Here is an 18,184-nt window from a genome sequence, read left to right on the forward strand (position 1 = left end):
GGCCTTATGAACGTGTTCCCGATTGTCGAGAGCGAATTCGCCTCGACGGTGATGGCGGTGCCGCCGCTCGCACGCGGTTCCGGTCTCTCGCTCGACGTCGAACAGAACCGCAGGCTGATTCACCACATGGAAGCAGGCGGCATCCGCACGCTGCTGTACGGCGGCAATGCGAACCTGTATCACGTCGCCGTCAGCGAATTCCGCGAGTTGCTTGGCATGCTAGCCGACCTCGCCGCGCCGCAAACGCGCGTGATTCCGGCCATCGGTCCCGACTTCGGCAAAATGCTCGACCAGGCGCGGATTCTTGCCCAAACGCAGTACAAAACGGCCATGGTGCTGCCGCTCCCCGGCTTCACCACGCCCGCGGGGGTGGAGGCGGGCCTTGCGCGCGTCGTCGATGCCGCCGGCATGCCGCTCACGCTCTATATCAAGAGCGAGAACCACGTCGACGTCGACACGCTCGTGCGCCTGATCGACCGCGGCATGCTCATTGCGATCAAATACGCGATCGTGCGCGGGGACCCGGCGAACGACCCGTATCTGCGCCGCCTGCTGCAAAGCGTGCCGGCCTCGAAGGTCGTTTCGGGCATGGGTGAGCGGCCCGCGCTCGTCCACGTGCGCGATTTCGGCCTGGCTGCCTGGACCACGGGCTCGGGCTGTATCGCTTCGAACGCCGTCATGGCGCTGCTGAAGGCCGCGAAGGAGGGCCGTGCAGAAGAAGCGCAACGCCTCTACGATGCCTTCATGCCGCTCGAAACGCTGCGCGACGACATCTCGCTCATTCGCGTGCTGCATGACGCCGTGACGCTCTCGGGCATTGCCGACATGGGGCCGATCCTGCCGCTGCTCTCGCAGTCGCCTGCCGAAGCGCTGCCGGAGATCGGCGAAGCGGCTAGAGCGCTGCTCGCATTCGAGCAGAAACTGGCTGCCTCGGCGCGGGCCGCCCACGCCAGTCTCACGGGGTCGCCTTATGTTGCTTGACAACTCGACGTGTGGTTCGGCATCCTCTGCCATGGCCCGGCAAGAAAGGAATCAGCAGGTTGCGCAGAACAATTCCATAAAAGGACGTGAGGAGATGCGATGTTCGAGGGACGCCTGAAGGCCCGCGTGCTGGACGTATGTGTGGCAGCCGCGACGACATCGATCTCGTGCCGGCGGGCACTGGCGCGCTCGCTGCCGGCATCGAGCAGAACCTCTGGCTCGAGCGGCTGCCACGATCGGTTGGCGGCGCTCTCGTCTTCTCGACGGGCGTGCATGTGTCGAGTCCATCGGCGCCATGGCGATGATCTACATGGCCATCACGCTGGCGTGGTGCTGGCCGCCGTGCGGTTCGTCAGCCCGACACAACTCGTGTCGCGTGCGAAGGCGCAGCGCCAGGCCGGCGCCCTTGCTAGAAACACCCGGAGCAACGCAGGATGAGCAAGAAGCGAAAAACCCCCGAGGAACTGCGCAGCCATCGCTGGTACGGCGTGAACGACCTGCGGTCGTTCGGCCACCGCTCGCGCACCGCGCAGATGGGTTACAGCCGCGAAGAGTACGCGGGCAAGCCGGTGATCGCGATTCTCAATACGTGGAGCGAGATCAACCCTTGCCATACGCACTTCAGGCAGCGCGTGGAAGAGGTCAGGCGCGGCATCTGGCAAGCGGGTGGCTTCCCGGTCGAACTGCCCGTGCAAACGCTCTCCGAGCCGTTTCAGAAGCCCACCACGATGCTCTACCGCAACTTCCTCGCCATGGAGGCGGAAGAGACGATCCGCTCCTATCCGGCCGACGGCGTGGTGCTGATGGGCGGCTGCGACAAGACCACGCCCGCGCTGCTCATGGGCGCGATCTCGATGGATCTGCCCACGATCTTCCTGCCAGCGGGCCCGATGCTCAACGGCAACTGGAACGGCGTGACGCTCGGCTCGGGTTCGGACACCTGGAAGTACTGGGCCGACCTGCGGGCGGGCAGGATCACGGAGGAAGAGTGGAAGGGCGTGGAAGGCGGCATCGCGCGCTCGCCGGGCCACTGCATGACGATGGGAACCGCATCGACCATGACTGGCGCCGCGGAAGCGCTCGGTTTCACGCTGCCCGGTTTTGCGTCGATCCCGGCCGTGGACTCGCGTCATGCGCAGATGTCGGCGAAGACGGGGATGCGCGTTGTCGAGATGGTGTGGGAAGACCTCAAGCCTTCAGACATCATCACGCGCAAGTCGGTCGACAACGCCGTGACGACTTGCCTCGCGCTCTCCGGCTCGACCAATGCGATCGTCCACATGATCGCGCTCGCGCGCCGCGCCGGCGTCGATCTCACGCTCGCACAGTACGATGAAATCGCGCGCCGTACGCCGGTGCTCGCGAACCTCCGTCCGACCGGCAAGTACCTCATGGAGGACTTCTATTACGCCGGCGGTCTTCGCGCCATGCTCAAGGAACTCGGCGATCTGATCGATGGCGCGCAGATGACCGTGAACGGCAGGACGCTCGGGGAGAACATCGCCGACGCGCGAATTTACAGCGAGAACGTGATCTATCGCCGCGCGAAGCCGCTCATGCCGGATACGGGTCTCGCCGTGCTGCGCGGCAATCTCGCGCCGGATGGCGCCGTGATCAAGCCGGGCGCGGCGCAGAAGCGCCTGCACGTGCACACGGGCAAGGCGGTCGTGTTCAAGGACTACAACGACATGGCCGCGCGCATCGACAATGAGGAACTCGAGTGCGACGAGAACAGCGTGATCGTGCTCCAGCACGCGGGTCCGGTCGGCGCGCCGGGCATGCCCGAGTGGGGCCAGTTGCCGATTCCGCAAAAGCTCCTCAAAAAGGGCGTGCGCGACATGCTGCGTATTTCGGACGCGCGCATGAGCGGCACGAGCTATGGCGCGTGCGTGCTGCACGTCGCGCCGGAATCGTTCGTCGGCGGCCCGCTCGCACTTGTTCAGGACGGCGACATGATCGAGCTGAACGTACCGGCGCGCCGCCTGAACGTGCTGATCTCCGACGAGGAGATGGCGCGCCGCAAGGCCGCGTGGGTCGCACCGGAACCGCGCTTCACGCGTGGCTATGGCGCGATGTACCAGATGCACGTCATGCAGGCCGACAAGGGCTGCGAGTTCGATTTCATGCAACGTGACGGCGCGAGCAGTTCGCGCGCCAGCGCGGGTGACGAGCCCGAGATTCATTAAGGCGGCGTCGTGCCGGGCAGGAGGCAAGGCCGCAACCGGATTTCCACGGGTAGTCGTCTTCGTCGAGGCGTAGCAGCGCGGGGCGACCAGACGCCTGACCTCAACGGAGCGACATCATCGTGCGACTGCCGACATCGGCGACGGACAGAATAGCGCGCCGTCCTCCACGCGCAGCCAGGCGGCGCGCGCGATTGGTGTCGTTCACCGCTTCCGCGTCTTCACGCTCCCAAGGCGGCATGTCAGGCGGTGCCCTGGGCACCGCCGCTAACCGCGAGAGCCTCGGTGAGCGTGGAGACGAAACGCGCGGTGCGGGCGTCGCGCGGGCGCGAGAAGAGCTCATGCGACGGTGCGGCCTCGACGATCGCGCCGTCCTTCAGAAAGACCGCGTCGTGCGCGACCGAGGCCGCGAGCCGCAAATCATGCGTCGCCATCAACATGGTCGTGCCCTCCCGCGCAAGCTGCCGGAGTACTTCGACGACTTCGGCGGAGAGTTCGGGGTCGAGCGCCGAGGTCGGCTCGTCGCACAGCAGCACCTGGGGCGAAGGCGCGAGCGCGCGGGCGATCGCCACACGCTGCTGCTGACCGCCCGACAGCGTGGACGGCCAGGCGTCCGCCTTCTGCGCGATGCCGACTTTCGCCAGGAGCGCGGCTGCGTGCTCGCGGGCGCGCTGTTTTTCCCATTTGAGCACCGTGACGAGCCCTTCCATCACGTTCTCGATGACGCTCAGGTGCGGGAACAACTGGAAGTTCTGGAACACCATGCCCGTATGCTGCCGCACCGACGCGATTTCGGTGCGGGAGAGCCGGCGCTCGCGGCCGAACTCGACGCGGGCGCCGCCGATGCGCAGCGTACCGGCATCCGGCACCTCGAGCAGGTTGATACAGCGAAGCAGCGTGCTTTTGCCGCTGCCGGACGGCCCGATCAGCGCGGTGACGCTGCCGGGCTTGAGCGTGAGGTCGATGTCAGCGAGCACCTTATGCTCGCCGAAGGACTTTTGGACTTTCTCGATACCGATCATCAGCGTCCCGCCGAAAATAATGCGTGGCGGCCATAGCGCGTCTCGAGCTTGCCTTGTGCCTGCGAGAGCACGGAGCTGAACACGAGGTAGATCAGCGCGGCCTCGGTATAGAGGATCAGCGGTTCGTAAGTCACGGCCGCGATGCGCTGCGCCGCCTGGAAAATCTCCGGCACGGTCAGGACCGCCGCCAGGGACGTGTCCTTCACGAGCGAGATGAACGAGTTCGAGAGCGCGGGCAATGCCACGCGGATCGCTTGCGGCAGAATCGCGCGGCGCAAGGCTTGCGCGCGCGTCATGTTCATCGAATAAGCGGCTTCCCACTGGCCACGGGGAATCGATTCGATCACGCCGCGAATGACCTCCGCGTTATAGGCGCCGACGTTGAGGGAAAAGCCGATGATGGCGGCCGTCAACGGATCGAGCACGATGCCCACGTTCGGCAAGCCGTAAAAGATCACGAACAGTTGCACGAGCAAGGGCGAGCCGCGAAAGAGCCAGATATAAAAACGCACGGCGGCGACCGCCCAGCGTGGCCCGAACAGGCGTATGAGCGCCGCGCAGAACGCGAGCGCCATGCCGGACGCGAATGAAGCCAGTGTGAGCGGGACGGTAAAGACCAGTCCCGCGTAGAGCAGTGGCCACAACGATTGCGCCATCAGATGCAGCCATGCCGGCATCGTTCAACCCGCCTTATTGCGAAACGTCTTTGCCGAAATACTTCTGCGAGATGCGGGCGTAGGTGCCGTCAGCCTTGATTTCGGCGAGCGCCTTGTCGATGGCCGCGAGCAGTTCCGGGCTGCCCTTGCGGATCAGCACGCCCGATTGATCGTCGGCGGAAGAGGTGTCGGCTGCGGCGATCTTGAGCTTTGCGTCCGGCTTGTGCTTCTGGAAATCGAGGAACGACAGCGAGTCGTTCACGGTGGCGTCCACGCGGCCCGAAGTCAGGAGATCGATCGACTCGTTGAAACCCTGAACCGGTACGACGTCGGCGCCGTGTTCGGCCGCGAGCTTGCCGAAATTGCTGGTCAGCGTGTTGGCCGACTTCTTGCCCTTCAGGTCGTCGAACGAATGAATGGTCGTGTTGTCCGAGCGCACGATCAGCACGGCATGCGTGGCGATATACGGCGTCGAGAAGTCGTACTTCGCCTTGCGCGCGTCCGTGATCGAAACCTCGTTGACCACCGCGTCGTAGCGGTTCACGTCGAGGCCTGCGATCAGACCGTCCCATTTGCCCTCGATGAACTGCGGCTTGACGCCGAGCCGCTGAGCGATTGCCGTTGCGATGTCGACGTCGAAGCCTGTCAGCTTGCCCGATGCGTCGTGATAGGTGAACGGTGCGTAAGTGCCTTCGGTGCCGACACGGAACACGCCGGATGCCTTGACTTGCGCGAGGTCGTCGGCGGCGAGGGCCGGTGTCGCGGCGACGACCGAGAGGAGCGCGGCGAAGAGTGCGGAGCGGATGGTCTTCATGATCGAGACGTTGTGATGTTAAAGGTACGGCTAGCAATCACGCCGCCAGGTCAGGCGTGAAATGGCGCGAAATCCTCGCGCCGGAGGCCGCCTGTTGCGTGCGGTTCCCCGTCATTCGGCGAATACGAATCTTCCTTCGGCTGCGATCGCGGCGAGCGGGTATCTTCCGTTCGGAATTTCGCGGGCGCGCAGCGCTTCGTTGAGTTGCGCGGGATCGCCGGGGCGTCCGATCGCCACAGCGGCTTCAATGGCATAGTCGTCGGGCACGGCGAGCTGTTCGCGAATCCGCTCGTGCTCGATGCCGGCCAGGCCGTGCGCCTTCCAGCCGGAGAGGCTCGCCTGGAGCGCCAGTTGCGCCCACGCGGCGCCGCTGTCGAACGAATGCGTGGCGGAAGTGGCCGGCTCCTTTGCACCGGGCGGCACGAAGGTCTTTTTCGACAGCACGATCACGATTGCAGCGGCGTGTTGTGCCCAACCGCGATTGAACTCGTTGAGAAAGCCGACAAAGCGCGACCAGTGCGCGGTGCCCCGGCGCGCGTAAACGAAACGCCACGGCTGGGAGTTGTATGAAGACGGCGCCCAGCGCGCGGCCTCGAGAAACGTGAACAGCGTGGCTTCGGGCAGCGCATCGTCCGTGAAGGCTCGTGGCGACCAGCGGTCGAGGAACTGTCGATCGATGGCGTGGTCGGCGGTGCGTTGATTCGATACGGTCATGTGGACATCCTGTGGATCGGCGCAAAAGAGGACAGGAAGGCGGCGCGTGCGCGCTGTCTCGCGATGCGACGAGTATAAAATCGCTCCACTGACCGACTAACGTATTTGTTTTGGGTTGCTTATGAACGATTCGTGCGTCTGGGATACGGGGCTACCGGCCGTCAATGCGCGTCTGTCTTCGCAGGCCAGAACAGCAGCGCACGCAATTCGATGCTGCGGCGGGCAGGTGCATCCGGAAGACTGGTCGGGTCGTCGAACGCCGTGTGAGCAGTGAGCCGCGCCGCGCCGTTCTCCAGCGAATCGTATATCTTCAGCAGCAGCGCTTCGTCGGGACGCAGGCGGGGAAAGTAAAACCAGCGATGCTGCGGATTCGCGAGAAACGAATAGGTCTCGCCGGTCTTGTCGCGGTAGACCAGGTCCGTCGGCACGAGGTCGCCGGCCGCAATCGAGCGGGCATCGCACAGCGCGAGCGGCAGTTGTTCCACTACGCTGAGCGGCCGCCACAGGTTGACGATCGCAAAGCGATGCGAGAGCCGCCGTTGCGCCTCTTCGGCATCGAGATGGTCTCGAACCCGGCGCGGTCCGGACACGAAGGTCTGATCGTTGTGCACCCGCCGCACGGGCTCGCGAAGCGTGGAACTGGCGCGTGAACCGTTCGCGCTGTCACGAAGCGTATGGTCGAAAATGACGACTTTTTCCGCGCCCGTCATGTCGCGCAGCAACGCCTCGGCCTCGGGACGGTAGACGAGGCGTATCAGGCTTTCGTCAGTGAAGTCGCTTACTGCGCTCCGATGCGAAATCAGTTGAAAACCGTTGCGGTCTAGCGAGATCTCGCCGGCCTCCGCGAGCGGACGCGCATTGCGGATCGTCACGCGTCGAGGGTCGAGCGTGCCAGAACTCCACGGCGTTCCCGCCGGCGGTTCGAACGTGTAATTGACGGGCCGGGTAGTCCCTGGCGCGAGATAGTTGAGCTCCGCCTCGACGGCGGGCGTTCGCTCTGCGCAAGGAAGGGCGGCCATGACTGTGCTCATGAGTCATCCTCATTAAAATGGTTCGCGCCATGGGCGCTCGTCCAGCTCCTGTGTCCAGGCGCTGCGGGCCTGGCGGTGCAACTGCCAGTCGCTTTCTGCAATCGCTTCGGCTTGCGGCAGGCCATCGGGGCCAGCGGCATCCACACGCTGCGGCGCCGCGCAATCGTTCACCGTCGATGCCGCCATCTATGACGATATGTGCGACGTGCCCGCCGCGCGGTCCGAATTTGCGCGCCAGACTTTGCGCCGGCGAACGCAGGCCCGCCCTCGCGGCGGCAAACGCCGCAAACGGCGACCATCCGCGCAGCGAGGCCGCCGCGCCAAGATCTGCGCTCGCGCCGGCGATCCAGGCGACGAACGCGGGAAGAGAAGAAGAGCGTTCGCTCATGATCTTCTCAAGCTAGTCGTCGCGCGTGCTTTTGGAAACGAATGAAAGGTCATATGTTTATTCGCGCGTTTACTCGTGCGGAAAATCTGCAATGGTTTCCGGATTCGCGCAATTGCATCTGATGCATGCGCCCATTTGGATAGCAGTTTTAATTGGTTGGAAGTGCGCTGCCTCGCCCGCATAGTGGAATCCTGATGGCTAAAGGCGGCAGCCCCCGAGTGGACCGAAGGGACCAAAGAGACGCGATGGGTGCCGCCAACGTGACACGGAGGCATTGATGACAGTGGAATTGCAGGAAAAGCCGCTGCACGCGGATCTCGAAGCGGCGCGCGGCGACGCGCGGGCGGCCGGACTGCCGTATGCGGGCAGCGTGACGCCCCAGCAGGCGTGGGCGCTGCACCAGGCGGGCGAGGCGTTGATCGTGGACGTGCGAACAGGCGAAGAGCGCAAGTTCGTGGGCCACGTGCCCGACACCTTGCACGTGGCCTGGGCGACCGGCACGAGCCTGACGCGCAATCCGCGCTTCGTGCGCGAACTGGAGGCGAAGGCCGGCAAGGGCGTCGCAGTCGTGCTGCTGTGCCGCAGCGGCAACCGTTCGGCGCAGGCCGCCGAGGCCGCCGCCAAGGCAGGCTTTGCACATGTGTTCAACGTGACCGAGGGCTTCGAAGGCGAGCTGGACGAGGCGGGCCATCGCGGTCTGCGCAACGGCTGGCGCTTTCATGGCCTGCCGTGGGTGCAGGACTAGGGTCCGTTCACCCGTGCGCTGGATCGTTCATACGAAAACGAAGAGAGAACTGGCGTGAGCGTATTTCATGTGGCTGAGATCGTCGACGCACTGCAAGGCGTGCGACAACAATGGCGCGAGTTGCAGCGGCGCGCGCTGGAGCCGGGCGGGCGCGACCTGCCGGCGCGTGAGGCGTTGGCCGAAGTCATCGAGACGCTCAAGGGCGTGCTGTTCCCGATGCGGCTCGGGCCGCCGGATCTGCGCCAGGAGAGCGAGAACTTCTACGTGGGCCACGCACTGGACGCGGCGCTGCACGCGCTGCTCGCACAGGCGCGGCTCGAACTGCGCTACAAGGCGCGGCATGCCGAAACCGGTCCCGGCGAAATCGATGCGCGTGCGCTGGCGGCGGTGCGCGCGTTTGCGCAGCGCCTGCCGGCGATCCGCGCGTTGCTCGATACCGACGTGCTCGCCGCGTTCAACGGCGATCCCGCTGCGGGCAGCGTGGACGAGGTGCTGCTCTGCTACCCCGGCGTGCTCGCCATCACGCATCACCGGCTCGCGCACGAGCTGTACCGGCTCGGACTGCCGCTGCTCGCACGCATCATCTCCGAGCTGGCGCATGCGGCTACCGGCATCGACATCCACCCGGGCGCGCAGATCGGCAATGCGTTCTTCATCGATCACGGCACGGGCGTCGTGATCGGCGAAACGTCGGTCATCGGCGAGCGGGTTCGCGTGTATCAGGCCGTGACGCTCGGCGCGAAGCGATTTCCGCGCGATGCGGACGGCAATCTCGAGAAGGGGCTGGCGCGCCATCCCATTGTCGAAGACGATGTCGTCATCTACGCGGGCGCGACGATACTCGGGCGCGTGACGCTTGGCCGCGGCGCGGTCATTGGCGGCAACGTCTGGCTGACCGAGAGCGTGCCGCCCGGTGCCCATGTCACCCAGGCGATCTCGCGGCACGAAACGCGTGCGCCGGCTGCGGGCGTTTCTGGCGAAGCGGGCACGTCCGCACCGCTTGCGATTGCGGCGAGCGCGCCGCGATGAGCGCCATCGTTCACGACTTCGGGGCGACGGTGCGGCGTTTGCGCGAAGCGCATGCGTGGTCGCAGGAGCGGCTCGCCGAGCATGCGGGACTCAATCGCACCTATGTCGGCGAGATCGAACGCGGCACGGCCATCGCTTCGATCGTCACGGTGGAAAAGCTCGCTTACGCGCTTGGCGTGAGCATCGGCGAGCTGCTTGCCGGCGGGGCGGCGGGCGTGACGAACGCCGGGGCGCTGCCTCGCAATCCGTTGCATCCCTGAACGCTTCCTACATTCTGCCGTTTCCGCATGGGGCGATATCGCGCTTGATGCCCTTGATGTCTATAGCCGGTTGAACCGGGCAATCGGGCTTTCCATAATCTGTTGTCTTCATAAGCAATGCAGTTTTCCTCATAAGTAACCGGAGCCCTCATTCATGTCCACGACTCTGAGCGGCCAGACCGCGCTCGGCGACAATGCCGCGCGGCAACTGGCGAATGCCACCAAGACCGTCCCGCAGCTCTCCACGATCACGCCGCGCTGGCTCACGCATCTGCTGCAATGGGTGCCGGTCGAAGCGGGCATCTATCGCCTGAACCGCGTCAAGGACCCCGAAGCAGTGCGCGCCGCGTGTACGGCGCGCGAAGACGAGGGAACGCTGCCCACGACGTTTGTGCCTTATGAAGAACAGCCGCGCGAGTACTTCCTCAACGCGGTGAGCACGGTGCTCGACGTCCACACGCGTATCTCCGACCTCTACAGCAGTCCGCACGACCAGATCAAGGAGCAACTGCGCCTCACGATCGAGACGATCAAGGAGCTTCAGGAAAGCCAGCTCATCAACAATCCCGACTACGGTCTGCTGGCGAACGTCGAGGAAGAGCAACGCATTTTCCCGCTGACGGGCGCGCCTACGCCCGACGATCTCGACGAACTGCTCACGAAGGTCTGGAAGGAGCCCGCGTTCTTCCTTACGCATCCGCTCGCGATTGCAGCGTTTGGCCGCGAATGCACGCGCCGCGGCGTGCCGCCGCCGACGGTCAGTCTGTTCGGCTCGCAGTTCATCACGTGGCGCGGCATTCCGCTGATTCCGTCCGACAAGGTGCCGGTCGCCGACGGCAAGACCAAGATCCTGCTGCTGCGCGTGGGCGACAAGCGGCAGGGCGTGGTGGGTCTCTATCAGCCGGGCGTGGCGGGCGAACAGGGGCCCGGCCTTTCGGTGCGCTTCATGGGGATCAACAATCAGGCGATCGCGTCGTATCTGATCTCGCTCTATTGTTCGCTCGCCGTGCATTCGCCGGATGCGCTGGCTGTCCTCGATGATGTGGAGATCGGCAAGTACCATGACTACGCTGACACCTACCGTTAATCCCGCGCCGCTGCCGGGCGGACTGCCGGACCCCGCTACGCTCGCGCGGCTTGCCAATGAGTTTTTCAGCACGTTGCCGGGCAGCGCGGGCGCGCCCGGCGTCGCTGCGGGCAGCGGCGCGGTGGGCGGCGTGCCGTCCGCGTTGCCGGCGGCCGCGCCGATACTCGCCTCGGTCAGCAATCCCGCGCCGGCGGGCTCGCCGCTTGCGGGGCCCGGCGGCACGGGCACCGGCGTGCCGGGCTTCGCGCCGCCGCAAGGCAAGGTGCCGGGCGCCAATCTCGCGCCTTCCGCGCCGACGCACGTGTTCGCGCTGGGCAATCGTGCTCCGGCGCTCGCGCCGCATGCGGCGGCGGCGAACGGGCTGCCGGACAATGCCGTGTCGATCGCGCCTGCGCTCGAGCCGCGCGTGGGCGGCGCGTTGCTTGGCGTGCCGCAAGCCTATGCGGCCGCCGAACCGGCTCCGGCCGAGGCCAATGCCGGGACGAACGAGCGCTCGCCGTTCTATTTCATCGAATCGGCGGGATATGGCCGGCAGCTCGAGATGAAGGAGATCGCCGTGCCCGATTCCGGCCTCGCCGCGCCGGAGACATTCGGACTGCCAGGCGAAGACGCACTTCGCGGGCTGCTTGCGCTCAATCGCGCGGAATATGGTGCGCACGATGGCCACGCGCGCTACTTCCTCGAAGGGCGAGAAAACGCCGCGCCCGGCGTGCCGGGAGGCGATGTTCCGGGGGCCGGCGTGCTTCGCGGCGCCCACCCGCCTTTCGACGTCAATGCCGTGCGCCGCGACTTCCCGATCCTGCAGGAGCGCGTGAACGGCAAGCAACTGGTCTGGTTCGACAACGCGGCCACGACGCACAAGCCGCAGGCCGTGATCGATCGGCTCGCGTATTTCTACGCGCACGAAAACTCGAATATCCACCGCGCCGCGCACGCGCTGGCCGCGCGAGCGACCGATGCGTACGAGCACGCACGCAAGACGGTGCAGCGCTTCATTGGCGCTTCGTCGCCCGAGGAGATCGTGTTCGTGCGCGGCACGACGGAGGCGATCAACCTGATCGCGAAGACGTGGGGCGTGCAGAACGTCGGCGAAGGCGACGAGATCATCGTCTCGCATCTGGAGCATCACGCGAACATCGTGCCATGGCAGCAGCTCGCGGCGCTCAAGGGCGCGAAGCTGCGCGTGATTCCCGTCGACGACTCGGGCCAGGTGCTGCTCGACGAGTATCGCAAGCTGCTCAACGATCGCACGAAAATCGTTTCCGTGACGCAGGTGTCGAATGCGCTCGGGACCGTGGTGCCGGTGCGGGAGATCGTCGAGCTCGCGCATCGCGCGGGCGCGAGAGCGCTCGTCGACGGCGCCCAGTCGATCTCGCACATGCGCGTGGACGTGCAGGCGCTCGACGTCGACTTCTTCGTGTTCTCGGGCCACAAGATCTACGGGCCGACCGGCATCGGCGCGGTGTACGGCAAGCGCGAGGTGCTCGACGCCATGCCGCCATGGCAGGGCGGCGGCAATATGATCCAGGACGTGACGTTCGAGAAGACGGTGTTCCAGCCGGCGCCCGCGCGCTTCGAAGCCGGCACCGGCAATATCGCCGACGCCGTGGGACTTGGCGCAGCGCTCGATTACGTGAGCCGTATCGGCATCGAGAATATCGCGCGCTATGAGCACGATCTGCTTGCGTATGCAACGAGCGTGCTCGCGCCGGTGCCGGGCGTACGCCTCGTCGGTACGGCGCGAGACAAGGCCAGCGTGCTGTCGTTCGTGCTGAAGGGCTACACGACCGAGGAAGTCGGGCAGGCGCTAAGCCGGGAAGGTATCGCCGTGCGCGCCGGGCATCATTGCGCGCAGCCGATCTTGCGGCGCTTCGGCCTCGAGGCGACCGTGCGGCCTTCGCTCGCGTTCTACAACACCTGCGCGGAGGTCGATGCGCTGGTGTCCGTCGTGCGCGGGCTGGCGCCGCGGCAGTAGCGCAAGAGCAGGGCGGCCTGAAATCGTTCTGGCGCCTGAAAACAAGGGCGGCGCACGGCATTCGTCCGTGCGCCGCCTTTTCGTTACGGCTTCGCGGCAACGGTCTGCTGCACGGGCAGCAGCGCCCATTGACGGTCGCGCACGACGAGGTCGATGCTCTTCACGCCGTCGATGCGGCGCGTGCGCGGATCGAAGGTCGCCTTGCCGAATACCACGCTCGGCACGCCGCGCAGTTTCGGCAATGCGTCATGTACCCCCTGGCGCGTGGCGCCGCCCGTGCGCAATGCATAGGCGGCGATGATGACGGCGTCGTAGGCGTAGGCGTTGAACGCGTCGGGCTCGCGATGATATTTCGCCTTGAAGCCCTGCACGAAGCGCTGAACCTCGGGACGCGGATCGCCGGGGAAGAAGCTCGTGTTCGTCGTCACGCCGTTCACGGCGTCGCCGCCGAGTTCGAGAAATTTCGGCGAGTAGACCGAGCCCGCCGCGACGACGGGCAGCGCGATCCCGCTCTCGCGCGCCTGGCGCACGATCTGCGCGCCATCGGCGTAGTAGGCGATCAGCACGAGCGCGTCCGGGTGGGTATCGCGCACGCGCAGGAGCGTCGCGCGAAAGTCCTTGTCGGTGGGTTGATAGCCTTCGGCGGCCACGATCTGCGCGCCGCGCGCGTCGGCTGCTTTCGCGAAGACGTCCTTGCTCGCGCGGCCCCAGTCGGTGTTCTGGTAGAGCACCGCGACGCGCTTGAAGCCCTGCTTCACGGCGAGATCGGCGATGAGCGGCTGCGCGTCGGCCTGGCTCACCGACGGGCTCCAGATATAGTCGCCGCCCTTGGTGAAATCCGGATGCGAATTGGTGAAGCCGAGTTGCACGAGCCCCGCGCGCTGATAAATCGGCGATGCCGCCATCGAGGCCGGGCTCGAAAAATCGCCGAGTTCGATCAGGATGCGCGGATCGGAGACGAACTTTTGCGCGATCGTCACGGCCTGACGCGGATCGCTCTGGCTGTCTTCGAACGCGTAGCGCAGCGGATGGCCGTTGATGCCGCCTTCCGCGTTGATCTGGTCGAGCGCGAGATCGAAGCCCGCTTGCCACTGGGCGCCGTATTGCGCGTTCGGGCCCGTGAGCGGACCGCTCACGCCGAACCAGACGGGTTCGCCCGCCGCCGCCGCGGCTTGCGCGCCCACGCCGAACGCGAAAAGTCCGGCGACGCCCGGTGCAATCACGAGCGCGGCCGCGAGGCGTGCGAGCAGCTTGCGCCGCGCTGTGCGAAATGATGTCGTCATGGCTGTGCTTCCTTTGTATTCGTTGATTTCCCGTATGAAAGGAAAGGATTTCATGACGAGTCTCCAACGCGCACACCAATCTGTACAACGAATCGATTCAGCTATCGATATTTTCTTCGCACACGTTGATTCAGGCAGGAAACACCGGTTCTCCCAGCGTGAGCATGAGGCGGTTGGCCCAGGCGAAGATGGCGATCGCGTGGCTGAGGTCGAGTATCTCGGCTTGCGTGAGTCCCGTTTCGCGAAGGGCGTCGAGCGAGGTGCCGTTGACGGTTTCGGGCGCGAGCGTCAGATCGATCGCATAGCGCACGATCGCGCGTTCGCGCGGCGTGGTACCTGCGGTTTGCGGATCGGCGAAGATCTGCTCGATCACGTCGTCGCGTTTGGCTAGCTGCTGGAAGCGCTGAGCATGCACCGAGGCGCAGTAGACGCAGCCGTTTATGCGCGAGACCACGGTGCTGGCCAGTTCACGCTCGGCGCGCGGGAGGCCGCCGGGCGCGTACATGATGCTGTTGAACGCACCGGAGCGCGCCGCCAGCACCTGCGGCTCGTGTACGAGCAGCAGGTAGTAGCCGGAAGTCTTCGCTTGCGGGTGGCTCGATTCCAGCACGGCGATTTGTGCGGGGGTGGCCTCGTCGAGGGCGACTGTGTCGAGCCACGCCGACCAGCCGAGTGTTTGCGAGGTGAATCCGTGTGCCTGGCTCATGCCTGTGCCTCCAGCGCGCGCAGCGCGGCGATTACGCGTATCTGGTACGCGACGAAGGCGATCAACTGCGACAGCACGACGATGGCGCGCGTCGAAAGGCCCGCGCGTTGCAACGCCGCGAGTGCGGCGGGTCCGTTCGCGGCCGCTTGCGCGGGTGCCGAGGTCACGGCTTGCGTGTGGGCGAGAATCGCGGCGAGGCGGGTTGGCGCGGTGCCGAATGCGGCATCCGTATCGGCGGGCGTCGCTTCCGTCAATCTGTCGAGTAATGCGACGGCCTCTGTGCCGCGCGAACCGAGCGCGGCAAGGCGTTCGCGGTAGGCGCGTGCCGTTTCGCCCGCATGCGCGAGGGTAGCGGCGTAGGCCGCTGCCGCGAGGCGCTCGGCGAGCGGGAAATCGTCCGCTTGCGCGTCGAGCAGTGCGTCGAGGCTGCCTTGCGTGTGCCGCGTAGCCTCTGCGCGATGTGCGCGCAACGCAGCGACTTCGCCGTGCGGGTCGAGGCCTGCGAGGCGCGCGACAAAGTCGTCGCGCGCGCTGGTCGTTTCGGTTGACATGGTGATGAGCGTGTCAGAGAAGGGAGGCAGGTGGAGAAGCGGGATGAGAAGCGGGAGAAGAAGCGGGAGAAGAAGCGGGAGAAGAAGCGGGAGAAGAAGCGGGAGAAGAAGCGGGCGCATCGGCGTCGGTCCATTCGTCGCCGAGCAGTTCCGGCTTGTCGAAGGCTTCCAGCGCCGCAAAGTGGCGTTCGCGGTCCGCGTCGAACAGCATCGAGGCGATGGCGCGCGCGAGGCGCTGGGCCCCGTCGCTGATCGCGGGAATGTCGCCGGCGACCTTGCCGTGCGAGAGACTGGCCGCGTGGTTGAAGCAATGGATGCGAGCGAGCGCGGGACAGGTGCCCGCTTCGCGCTCCTGAAAGGCGAAGCGTCGATCGAGGTCGGGCGAGTTCGCCAGTTCCTCGTCGGCCAGCGCGGCGGGCGGCGCGTACCGCTCGCGCCAGCGTCGCACGCGAGGCGCAATGGTTGCGAACTCGGGGCGTGTATCGATATGGGTATGGAAGCCCGTGGCGAAGATCAGGTAATCCAGTTCATGGCGACATTTCGGTGTGCTGAGAATGATCGTTTCGCCTTCGGATGCGAGCGTTTCGAGCGGGCTCGACAAATGGAAATGCGCTTGAGGATGGCGCGAGACGCGCAGAACGCTGTCGCGCGGCGGCGGCGTTTGTGTCTGCCCCGCATAGTGCAGGAAGCGCCATTTCCAGTCGTCGTCGAGATCGGCGAAGCCGTGCACGAGGCCGGGGCTGCCGATGCCGGTGAGCTTGTTGATGGCGGGAAGCGTGGGGCGCCGCACGAACAGGTCCACGCGCTCCGCGCCCGCTTCCAGCGCGCATGCGGCGTTGTCGAATGCCGAAGCGCCGCCACCCACCACGCCCACGCGCTTGCCGTGCAGCGCCGCGAAATCGATCGCGTCGGACGAGTGCGCGCGCAAGTGGGCCGGCAAATTGCGGGCGAGCGCCGGAAGTGCCGGACCGCCCGTGCCTTCGCGGCCCGTGGCGAGCACGACATGGCGCGCGATCACCCGCTCCCGCGCGCCACGCGTGGGCGCGAGTTCGAGTTCGGAGAACCCGTCGGCGCGCGGGCGAAGCAATGCCAGTCGCGTGTCGTTGCGCACGGGCAGATCGAGCGCGCGGCGATACCAGCGCAGATAGGCCATCCATTGCTCGCGTGGAATCTTGTAGAGCGCTTCCCACTCTTCGCGGCCGAACTGTGCCTCGTACCACGCGCGAAACGTCAGCGCGGGCAGCCTGAGCGCGGGGCCCGCGAGTTGCTTGGGCGAGCGCAGGGTGAGCATGCGCGCGTTCGTGAGCCAAGGTCCTTCGAAACCGGCAGGCGCGGCGTCGAACGCCTGAACGTTGTCGACGCCGAGCAGCCGCAACTCCGCCGCGACAGCGAGCCCGGCCATGCCTGCACCGATGATCGCGACGTCGAGTACGGGGCGCCCGTCGATCTGGCGCGGGGGCACCCAGGCCGGCGCGGGCAGGTCGAGCCACGCGAGGTCTTCGCGCAGCCGCGCCTCGAGCGCGGCAAGACCAACCGCATCGGTTTCTGGCGAATTCGTCAGGGCGTGCAGGGCGGCGTTCATGCGATCGCTCCTTCGCTCGCATGAAGCGAGCCACTAGCTTCGCGCCGCGCGACCAGCGCATCGTGACGTTCCGCGCCGTGGCGTTTGGCGCCCGGCAGCAATTCGAGCGAAATGGTTTCCACCGCTTCCACGAACGCCTTCACGTCGTCGCGCGGGGGCCTGCCTGCCGCGCTGAACACGCCGTAGAAGAAAGGTATGTCCACGTCGAGTGCCCGTGTCACCACGCCCGCGACGGGCGTGCCGAACGCGGTGGCGGGATCGACGATCGCGACGGCGAGCCCTGCCTGCGCGGCCATCATCGCGTTGAGCGACGCATTGCTTTCGAGCACGACATGCGCGCGCAATCCGGCGGCTTCGAAAGCACGATCGATGCCGCGCCGCAGGCGATACCGGTTCGCGACTGTCGCGAGACCACGCGGCGCAAGTTGCGAGAGCGAAAGGGAAGCCGCTTGGGTGAGCGTATCGGCGTGGTGCAGGACGGCTACGCAAGGCGCTTCGATCACGTAATGCAGATCGATGTCGCCATGCGCGAGCGGCAGCGTGGCAATGCCGATGTCCACAGCGCGCGAGAGCAGGGCGTCCACGACCTGTTCGGCGGCAGCGCTGCGCAAATGCGTGTCTGCCGGTGCGCCGCTGCGCGCGAGCGCTCGCGGCACGAGCGCTGCCGCGAGCGCCGGGGTGGCGGCCACGCGCAGCGGCCGTGCCTCGTCGAGACCGATCGCGCGGGCGCTGGCGCGAATCGCCTCCAGCCCGACGAGCGAACGCTCGACTTCCGCGTAAAGCAGGAAGGCGCGTTGCGTGGGCGTGACGCGCGGCCCCTTGCGATCGAACAACGCGTAGCCGAGTTCGAGTTCGAGGTCCTGAATCGCACGCGTCACGCCCGGTTGCGATCGGCCCAGCAGGCGGCCCGCGCCTGTAATGCTACCGGCTGAAATCACGGCGGAAAAAGCTTCGAGTTGATGCAACTCCATGCGGCGCCTCGTTCATGTGGTGTGAGCATTCTAGGGCCGCCTGTATGCGCGATTCTTATAATAAATCGAGCTTTCCAAATGAGTGATCGGCGAATGATGAGGAATCTCCTGCGTTGCCCGCACGCCATTGTTGCCTGGCGACAACCGCGCAAAAGTCCCATAAGGCAAGCGATTGCGGCACTTCAACGCAGCCTGGGCCATCACGC

The 18,184-nt window shown here is 65.9% G+C and carries 18 protein-coding genes and 1 pseudogene; 8 read left to right on the top strand and 11 right to left on the bottom strand.

All coding sequences use genetic code 11. From position 1 onward, the window contains the following. The first annotated feature begins 6 nt into the window (after positions 1-6). The 3 genes from BLU17_RS11105 to araD all read left to right on the top strand — a co-directional run bounded on the left by BLU17_RS11105 (position 7) and on the right by araD (position 3,167). Positions 7-981: a dihydrodipicolinate synthase family protein gene (locus BLU17_RS11105; RefSeq protein ID WP_091996781.1), complete on the top strand. Its 975-nt coding sequence runs from the start codon at positions 7-9 to the stop codon at positions 979-981. 137 nt (positions 982-1,118) lie between these two features. Beyond that, positions 1,119-1,286, top strand: coding sequence for a hypothetical protein (locus BLU17_RS33105; protein ID WP_176929014.1), 168 nt, complete (start codon positions 1,119-1,121; stop codon positions 1,284-1,286). A 129-nt stretch (positions 1,287-1,415) separates the two neighbouring features. Then, positions 1,416-3,167, top strand: coding sequence for an L-arabinonate dehydratase (gene araD / locus BLU17_RS11110; RefSeq protein ID WP_091996782.1), 1,752 nt, complete (start codon positions 1,416-1,418; stop codon positions 3,165-3,167). A gap of 239 nt (positions 3,168-3,406) precedes the next feature. On the opposite strand, the gene BLU17_RS11115 is transcribed toward araD, so the two are convergent. From BLU17_RS11115 to BLU17_RS33735, 6 genes and pseudogenes are all read right to left on the bottom strand, one after another. Further along, positions 3,407-4,186: an amino acid ABC transporter ATP-binding protein gene (locus tag BLU17_RS11115; protein WP_091996783.1), complete on the bottom strand. Its 780-nt coding sequence runs from the start codon at positions 4,184-4,186 to the stop codon at positions 3,407-3,409. Continuing rightward, complete coding sequence (locus BLU17_RS11120; RefSeq protein ID WP_091996784.1) at positions 4,186-4,863, bottom strand: amino acid ABC transporter permease; 678 nt, start codon at positions 4,861-4,863, stop codon at positions 4,186-4,188. The genes BLU17_RS11115 and BLU17_RS11120 overlap by 1 nt, the downstream gene beginning before the upstream one ends. Before the next feature lie 13 nt (positions 4,864-4,876). Then, positions 4,877-5,656 (bottom strand): amino acid ABC transporter substrate-binding protein, encoded by a 780-nt coding sequence (locus tag BLU17_RS11125; RefSeq protein ID WP_091996785.1) that lies wholly within the window; start codon positions 5,654-5,656, stop codon positions 4,877-4,879. Positions 5,657-5,767: 111 nt separating this feature from the next. Beyond that, on the bottom strand, positions 5,768-6,370 hold the full coding sequence (locus tag BLU17_RS11130; protein WP_091996786.1) for a nitroreductase family protein: 603 nt from the start codon (positions 6,368-6,370) through the stop codon (positions 5,768-5,770). A gap of 161 nt (positions 6,371-6,531) precedes the next feature. Continuing rightward, a complete protein-coding gene (locus BLU17_RS11135) occupies positions 6,532-7,401 on the bottom strand; it encodes a CmcJ/NvfI family oxidoreductase (RefSeq protein WP_091996787.1) in 870 nt (289 codons plus the stop codon). Between the two features lie 12 nt (positions 7,402-7,413). Next, positions 7,414-7,723, bottom strand: a pseudogene (locus BLU17_RS33735) (Rossmann-fold NAD(P)-binding domain-containing protein); the annotation flags it as partial. Positions 7,724-8,066: 343 nt separating this feature from the next. Here BLU17_RS33735 and BLU17_RS11145 point away from each other — a divergent pair. From BLU17_RS11145 to BLU17_RS11165, 5 genes are all read left to right on the top strand, one after another. Then, positions 8,067-8,534, top strand: coding sequence for a rhodanese-like domain-containing protein (locus tag BLU17_RS11145; protein ID WP_091996788.1), 468 nt, complete (start codon positions 8,067-8,069; stop codon positions 8,532-8,534). Positions 8,535-8,588: 54 nt separating this feature from the next. Further along, positions 8,589-9,563 (top strand): serine O-acetyltransferase EpsC, encoded by a 975-nt coding sequence (gene epsC / locus BLU17_RS11150; protein ID WP_091996789.1) that lies wholly within the window; start codon positions 8,589-8,591, stop codon positions 9,561-9,563. Continuing rightward, positions 9,560-9,823, top strand: a complete 264-nt coding sequence (locus BLU17_RS11155) for a helix-turn-helix domain-containing protein (RefSeq protein ID WP_091996790.1) — start codon at positions 9,560-9,562, stop codon at positions 9,821-9,823. The genes epsC and BLU17_RS11155 overlap by 4 nt, the downstream gene beginning before the upstream one ends. A 154-nt stretch (positions 9,824-9,977) precedes the next feature. Next, complete coding sequence (locus tag BLU17_RS11160) at positions 9,978-10,910, top strand: family 2A encapsulin nanocompartment shell protein (protein WP_091996897.1); 933 nt, start codon at positions 9,978-9,980, stop codon at positions 10,908-10,910. After that, complete coding sequence (locus tag BLU17_RS11165; protein ID WP_245746810.1) at positions 10,885-12,885, top strand: family 2A encapsulin nanocompartment cargo protein cysteine desulfurase; 2,001 nt, start codon at positions 10,885-10,887, stop codon at positions 12,883-12,885. The genes BLU17_RS11160 and BLU17_RS11165 overlap by 26 nt, the downstream gene beginning before the upstream one ends. Before the next feature lie 83 nt (positions 12,886-12,968). Here BLU17_RS11165 and BLU17_RS11170 read toward each other — a convergent pair whose 3' ends face one another. The 5 genes from BLU17_RS11170 to BLU17_RS11190 all read right to left on the bottom strand — a co-directional run bounded on the left by BLU17_RS11170 (position 12,969) and on the right by BLU17_RS11190 (position 17,978). After that, positions 12,969-14,168 (bottom strand): ABC transporter substrate-binding protein, encoded by a 1,200-nt coding sequence (locus BLU17_RS11170; protein WP_091996792.1) that lies wholly within the window; start codon positions 14,166-14,168, stop codon positions 12,969-12,971. Between the two features lie 130 nt (positions 14,169-14,298). Next, positions 14,299-14,874, bottom strand: coding sequence for a peroxidase-related enzyme (locus BLU17_RS11175; RefSeq protein WP_091996793.1), 576 nt, complete (start codon positions 14,872-14,874; stop codon positions 14,299-14,301). Beyond that, positions 14,871-15,425, bottom strand: coding sequence for a hypothetical protein (locus BLU17_RS11180; RefSeq protein WP_091996794.1), 555 nt, complete (start codon positions 15,423-15,425; stop codon positions 14,871-14,873). Before BLU17_RS11180 ends, BLU17_RS11175 begins: the two co-directional genes overlap by 4 nt. Before the next feature lie 13 nt (positions 15,426-15,438). Further along, positions 15,439-17,007: a SidA/IucD/PvdA family monooxygenase gene (locus tag BLU17_RS11185; protein WP_091996795.1), complete on the bottom strand. Its 1,569-nt coding sequence runs from the start codon at positions 17,005-17,007 to the stop codon at positions 15,439-15,441. Then, positions 17,004-17,978, bottom strand: a complete 975-nt coding sequence (locus tag BLU17_RS11190; RefSeq protein ID WP_091996796.1) for a LysR family transcriptional regulator — start codon at positions 17,976-17,978, stop codon at positions 17,004-17,006. The genes BLU17_RS11185 and BLU17_RS11190 overlap by 4 nt, the downstream gene beginning before the upstream one ends. Positions 17,979-18,184: the final 206 nt, after the last annotated feature.

The organism is Paraburkholderia lycopersici (genome assembly GCF_900096975.1).
GTDB lineage: Bacteria > Pseudomonadota > Gammaproteobacteria > Burkholderiales > Burkholderiaceae > Paraburkholderia > Paraburkholderia lycopersici.

Bases quoted from the DNA above. Each gene is read 5' to 3' on its own strand.
- BLU17_RS11105 (WP_091996781.1), top strand. From the start codon at position 7: ATGAACGTGTTCCCGATTGTCGAGAGCGAATTCGCCTCGACGGTGATG.
- BLU17_RS33105 (WP_176929014.1), top strand. From the start codon at position 1,119: ATGTGTGGCAGCCGCGACGACATCGATCTCGTGCCGGCGGGCACTGGC.
- araD (WP_091996782.1), top strand. From the start codon at position 1,416: ATGAGCAAGAAGCGAAAAACCCCCGAGGAACTGCGCAGCCATCGCTGG.
- BLU17_RS11115 (WP_091996783.1), bottom strand. From the start codon at position 4,186: ATGATCGGTATCGAGAAAGTCCAAAAGTCCTTCGGCGAGCATAAGGTG.
- BLU17_RS11120 (WP_091996784.1), bottom strand. From the start codon at position 4,863: ATGCCGGCATGGCTGCATCTGATGGCGCAATCGTTGTGGCCACTGCTC.
- BLU17_RS11125 (WP_091996785.1), bottom strand. From the start codon at position 5,656: ATGAAGACCATCCGCTCCGCACTCTTCGCCGCGCTCCTCTCGGTCGTC.
- BLU17_RS11130 (WP_091996786.1), bottom strand. From the start codon at position 6,370: ATGACCGTATCGAATCAACGCACCGCCGACCACGCCATCGATCGACAG.
- BLU17_RS11135 (WP_091996787.1), bottom strand. From the start codon at position 7,401: ATGAGCACAGTCATGGCCGCCCTTCCTTGCGCAGAGCGAACGCCCGCC.
- BLU17_RS11145 (WP_091996788.1), top strand. From the start codon at position 8,067: ATGACAGTGGAATTGCAGGAAAAGCCGCTGCACGCGGATCTCGAAGCG.
- BLU17_RS11155 (WP_091996790.1), top strand. From the start codon at position 9,560: ATGAGCGCCATCGTTCACGACTTCGGGGCGACGGTGCGGCGTTTGCGC.
- BLU17_RS11160 (WP_091996897.1), top strand. From the start codon at position 9,978: ATGTCCACGACTCTGAGCGGCCAGACCGCGCTCGGCGACAATGCCGCG.
- BLU17_RS11165 (WP_245746810.1), top strand. From the start codon at position 10,885: ATGACTACGCTGACACCTACCGTTAATCCCGCGCCGCTGCCGGGCGGA.
- BLU17_RS11170 (WP_091996792.1), bottom strand. From the start codon at position 14,168: ATGACGACATCATTTCGCACAGCGCGGCGCAAGCTGCTCGCACGCCTC.
- BLU17_RS11175 (WP_091996793.1), bottom strand. From the start codon at position 14,874: ATGAGCCAGGCACACGGATTCACCTCGCAAACACTCGGCTGGTCGGCG.
- BLU17_RS11180 (WP_091996794.1), bottom strand. From the start codon at position 15,425: ATGTCAACCGAAACGACCAGCGCGCGCGACGACTTTGTCGCGCGCCTC.
- BLU17_RS11185 (WP_091996795.1), bottom strand. From the start codon at position 17,007: ATGAACGCCGCCCTGCACGCCCTGACGAATTCGCCAGAAACCGATGCG.
- BLU17_RS11190 (WP_091996796.1), bottom strand. From the start codon at position 17,978: ATGGAGTTGCATCAACTCGAAGCTTTTTCCGCCGTGATTTCAGCCGGT.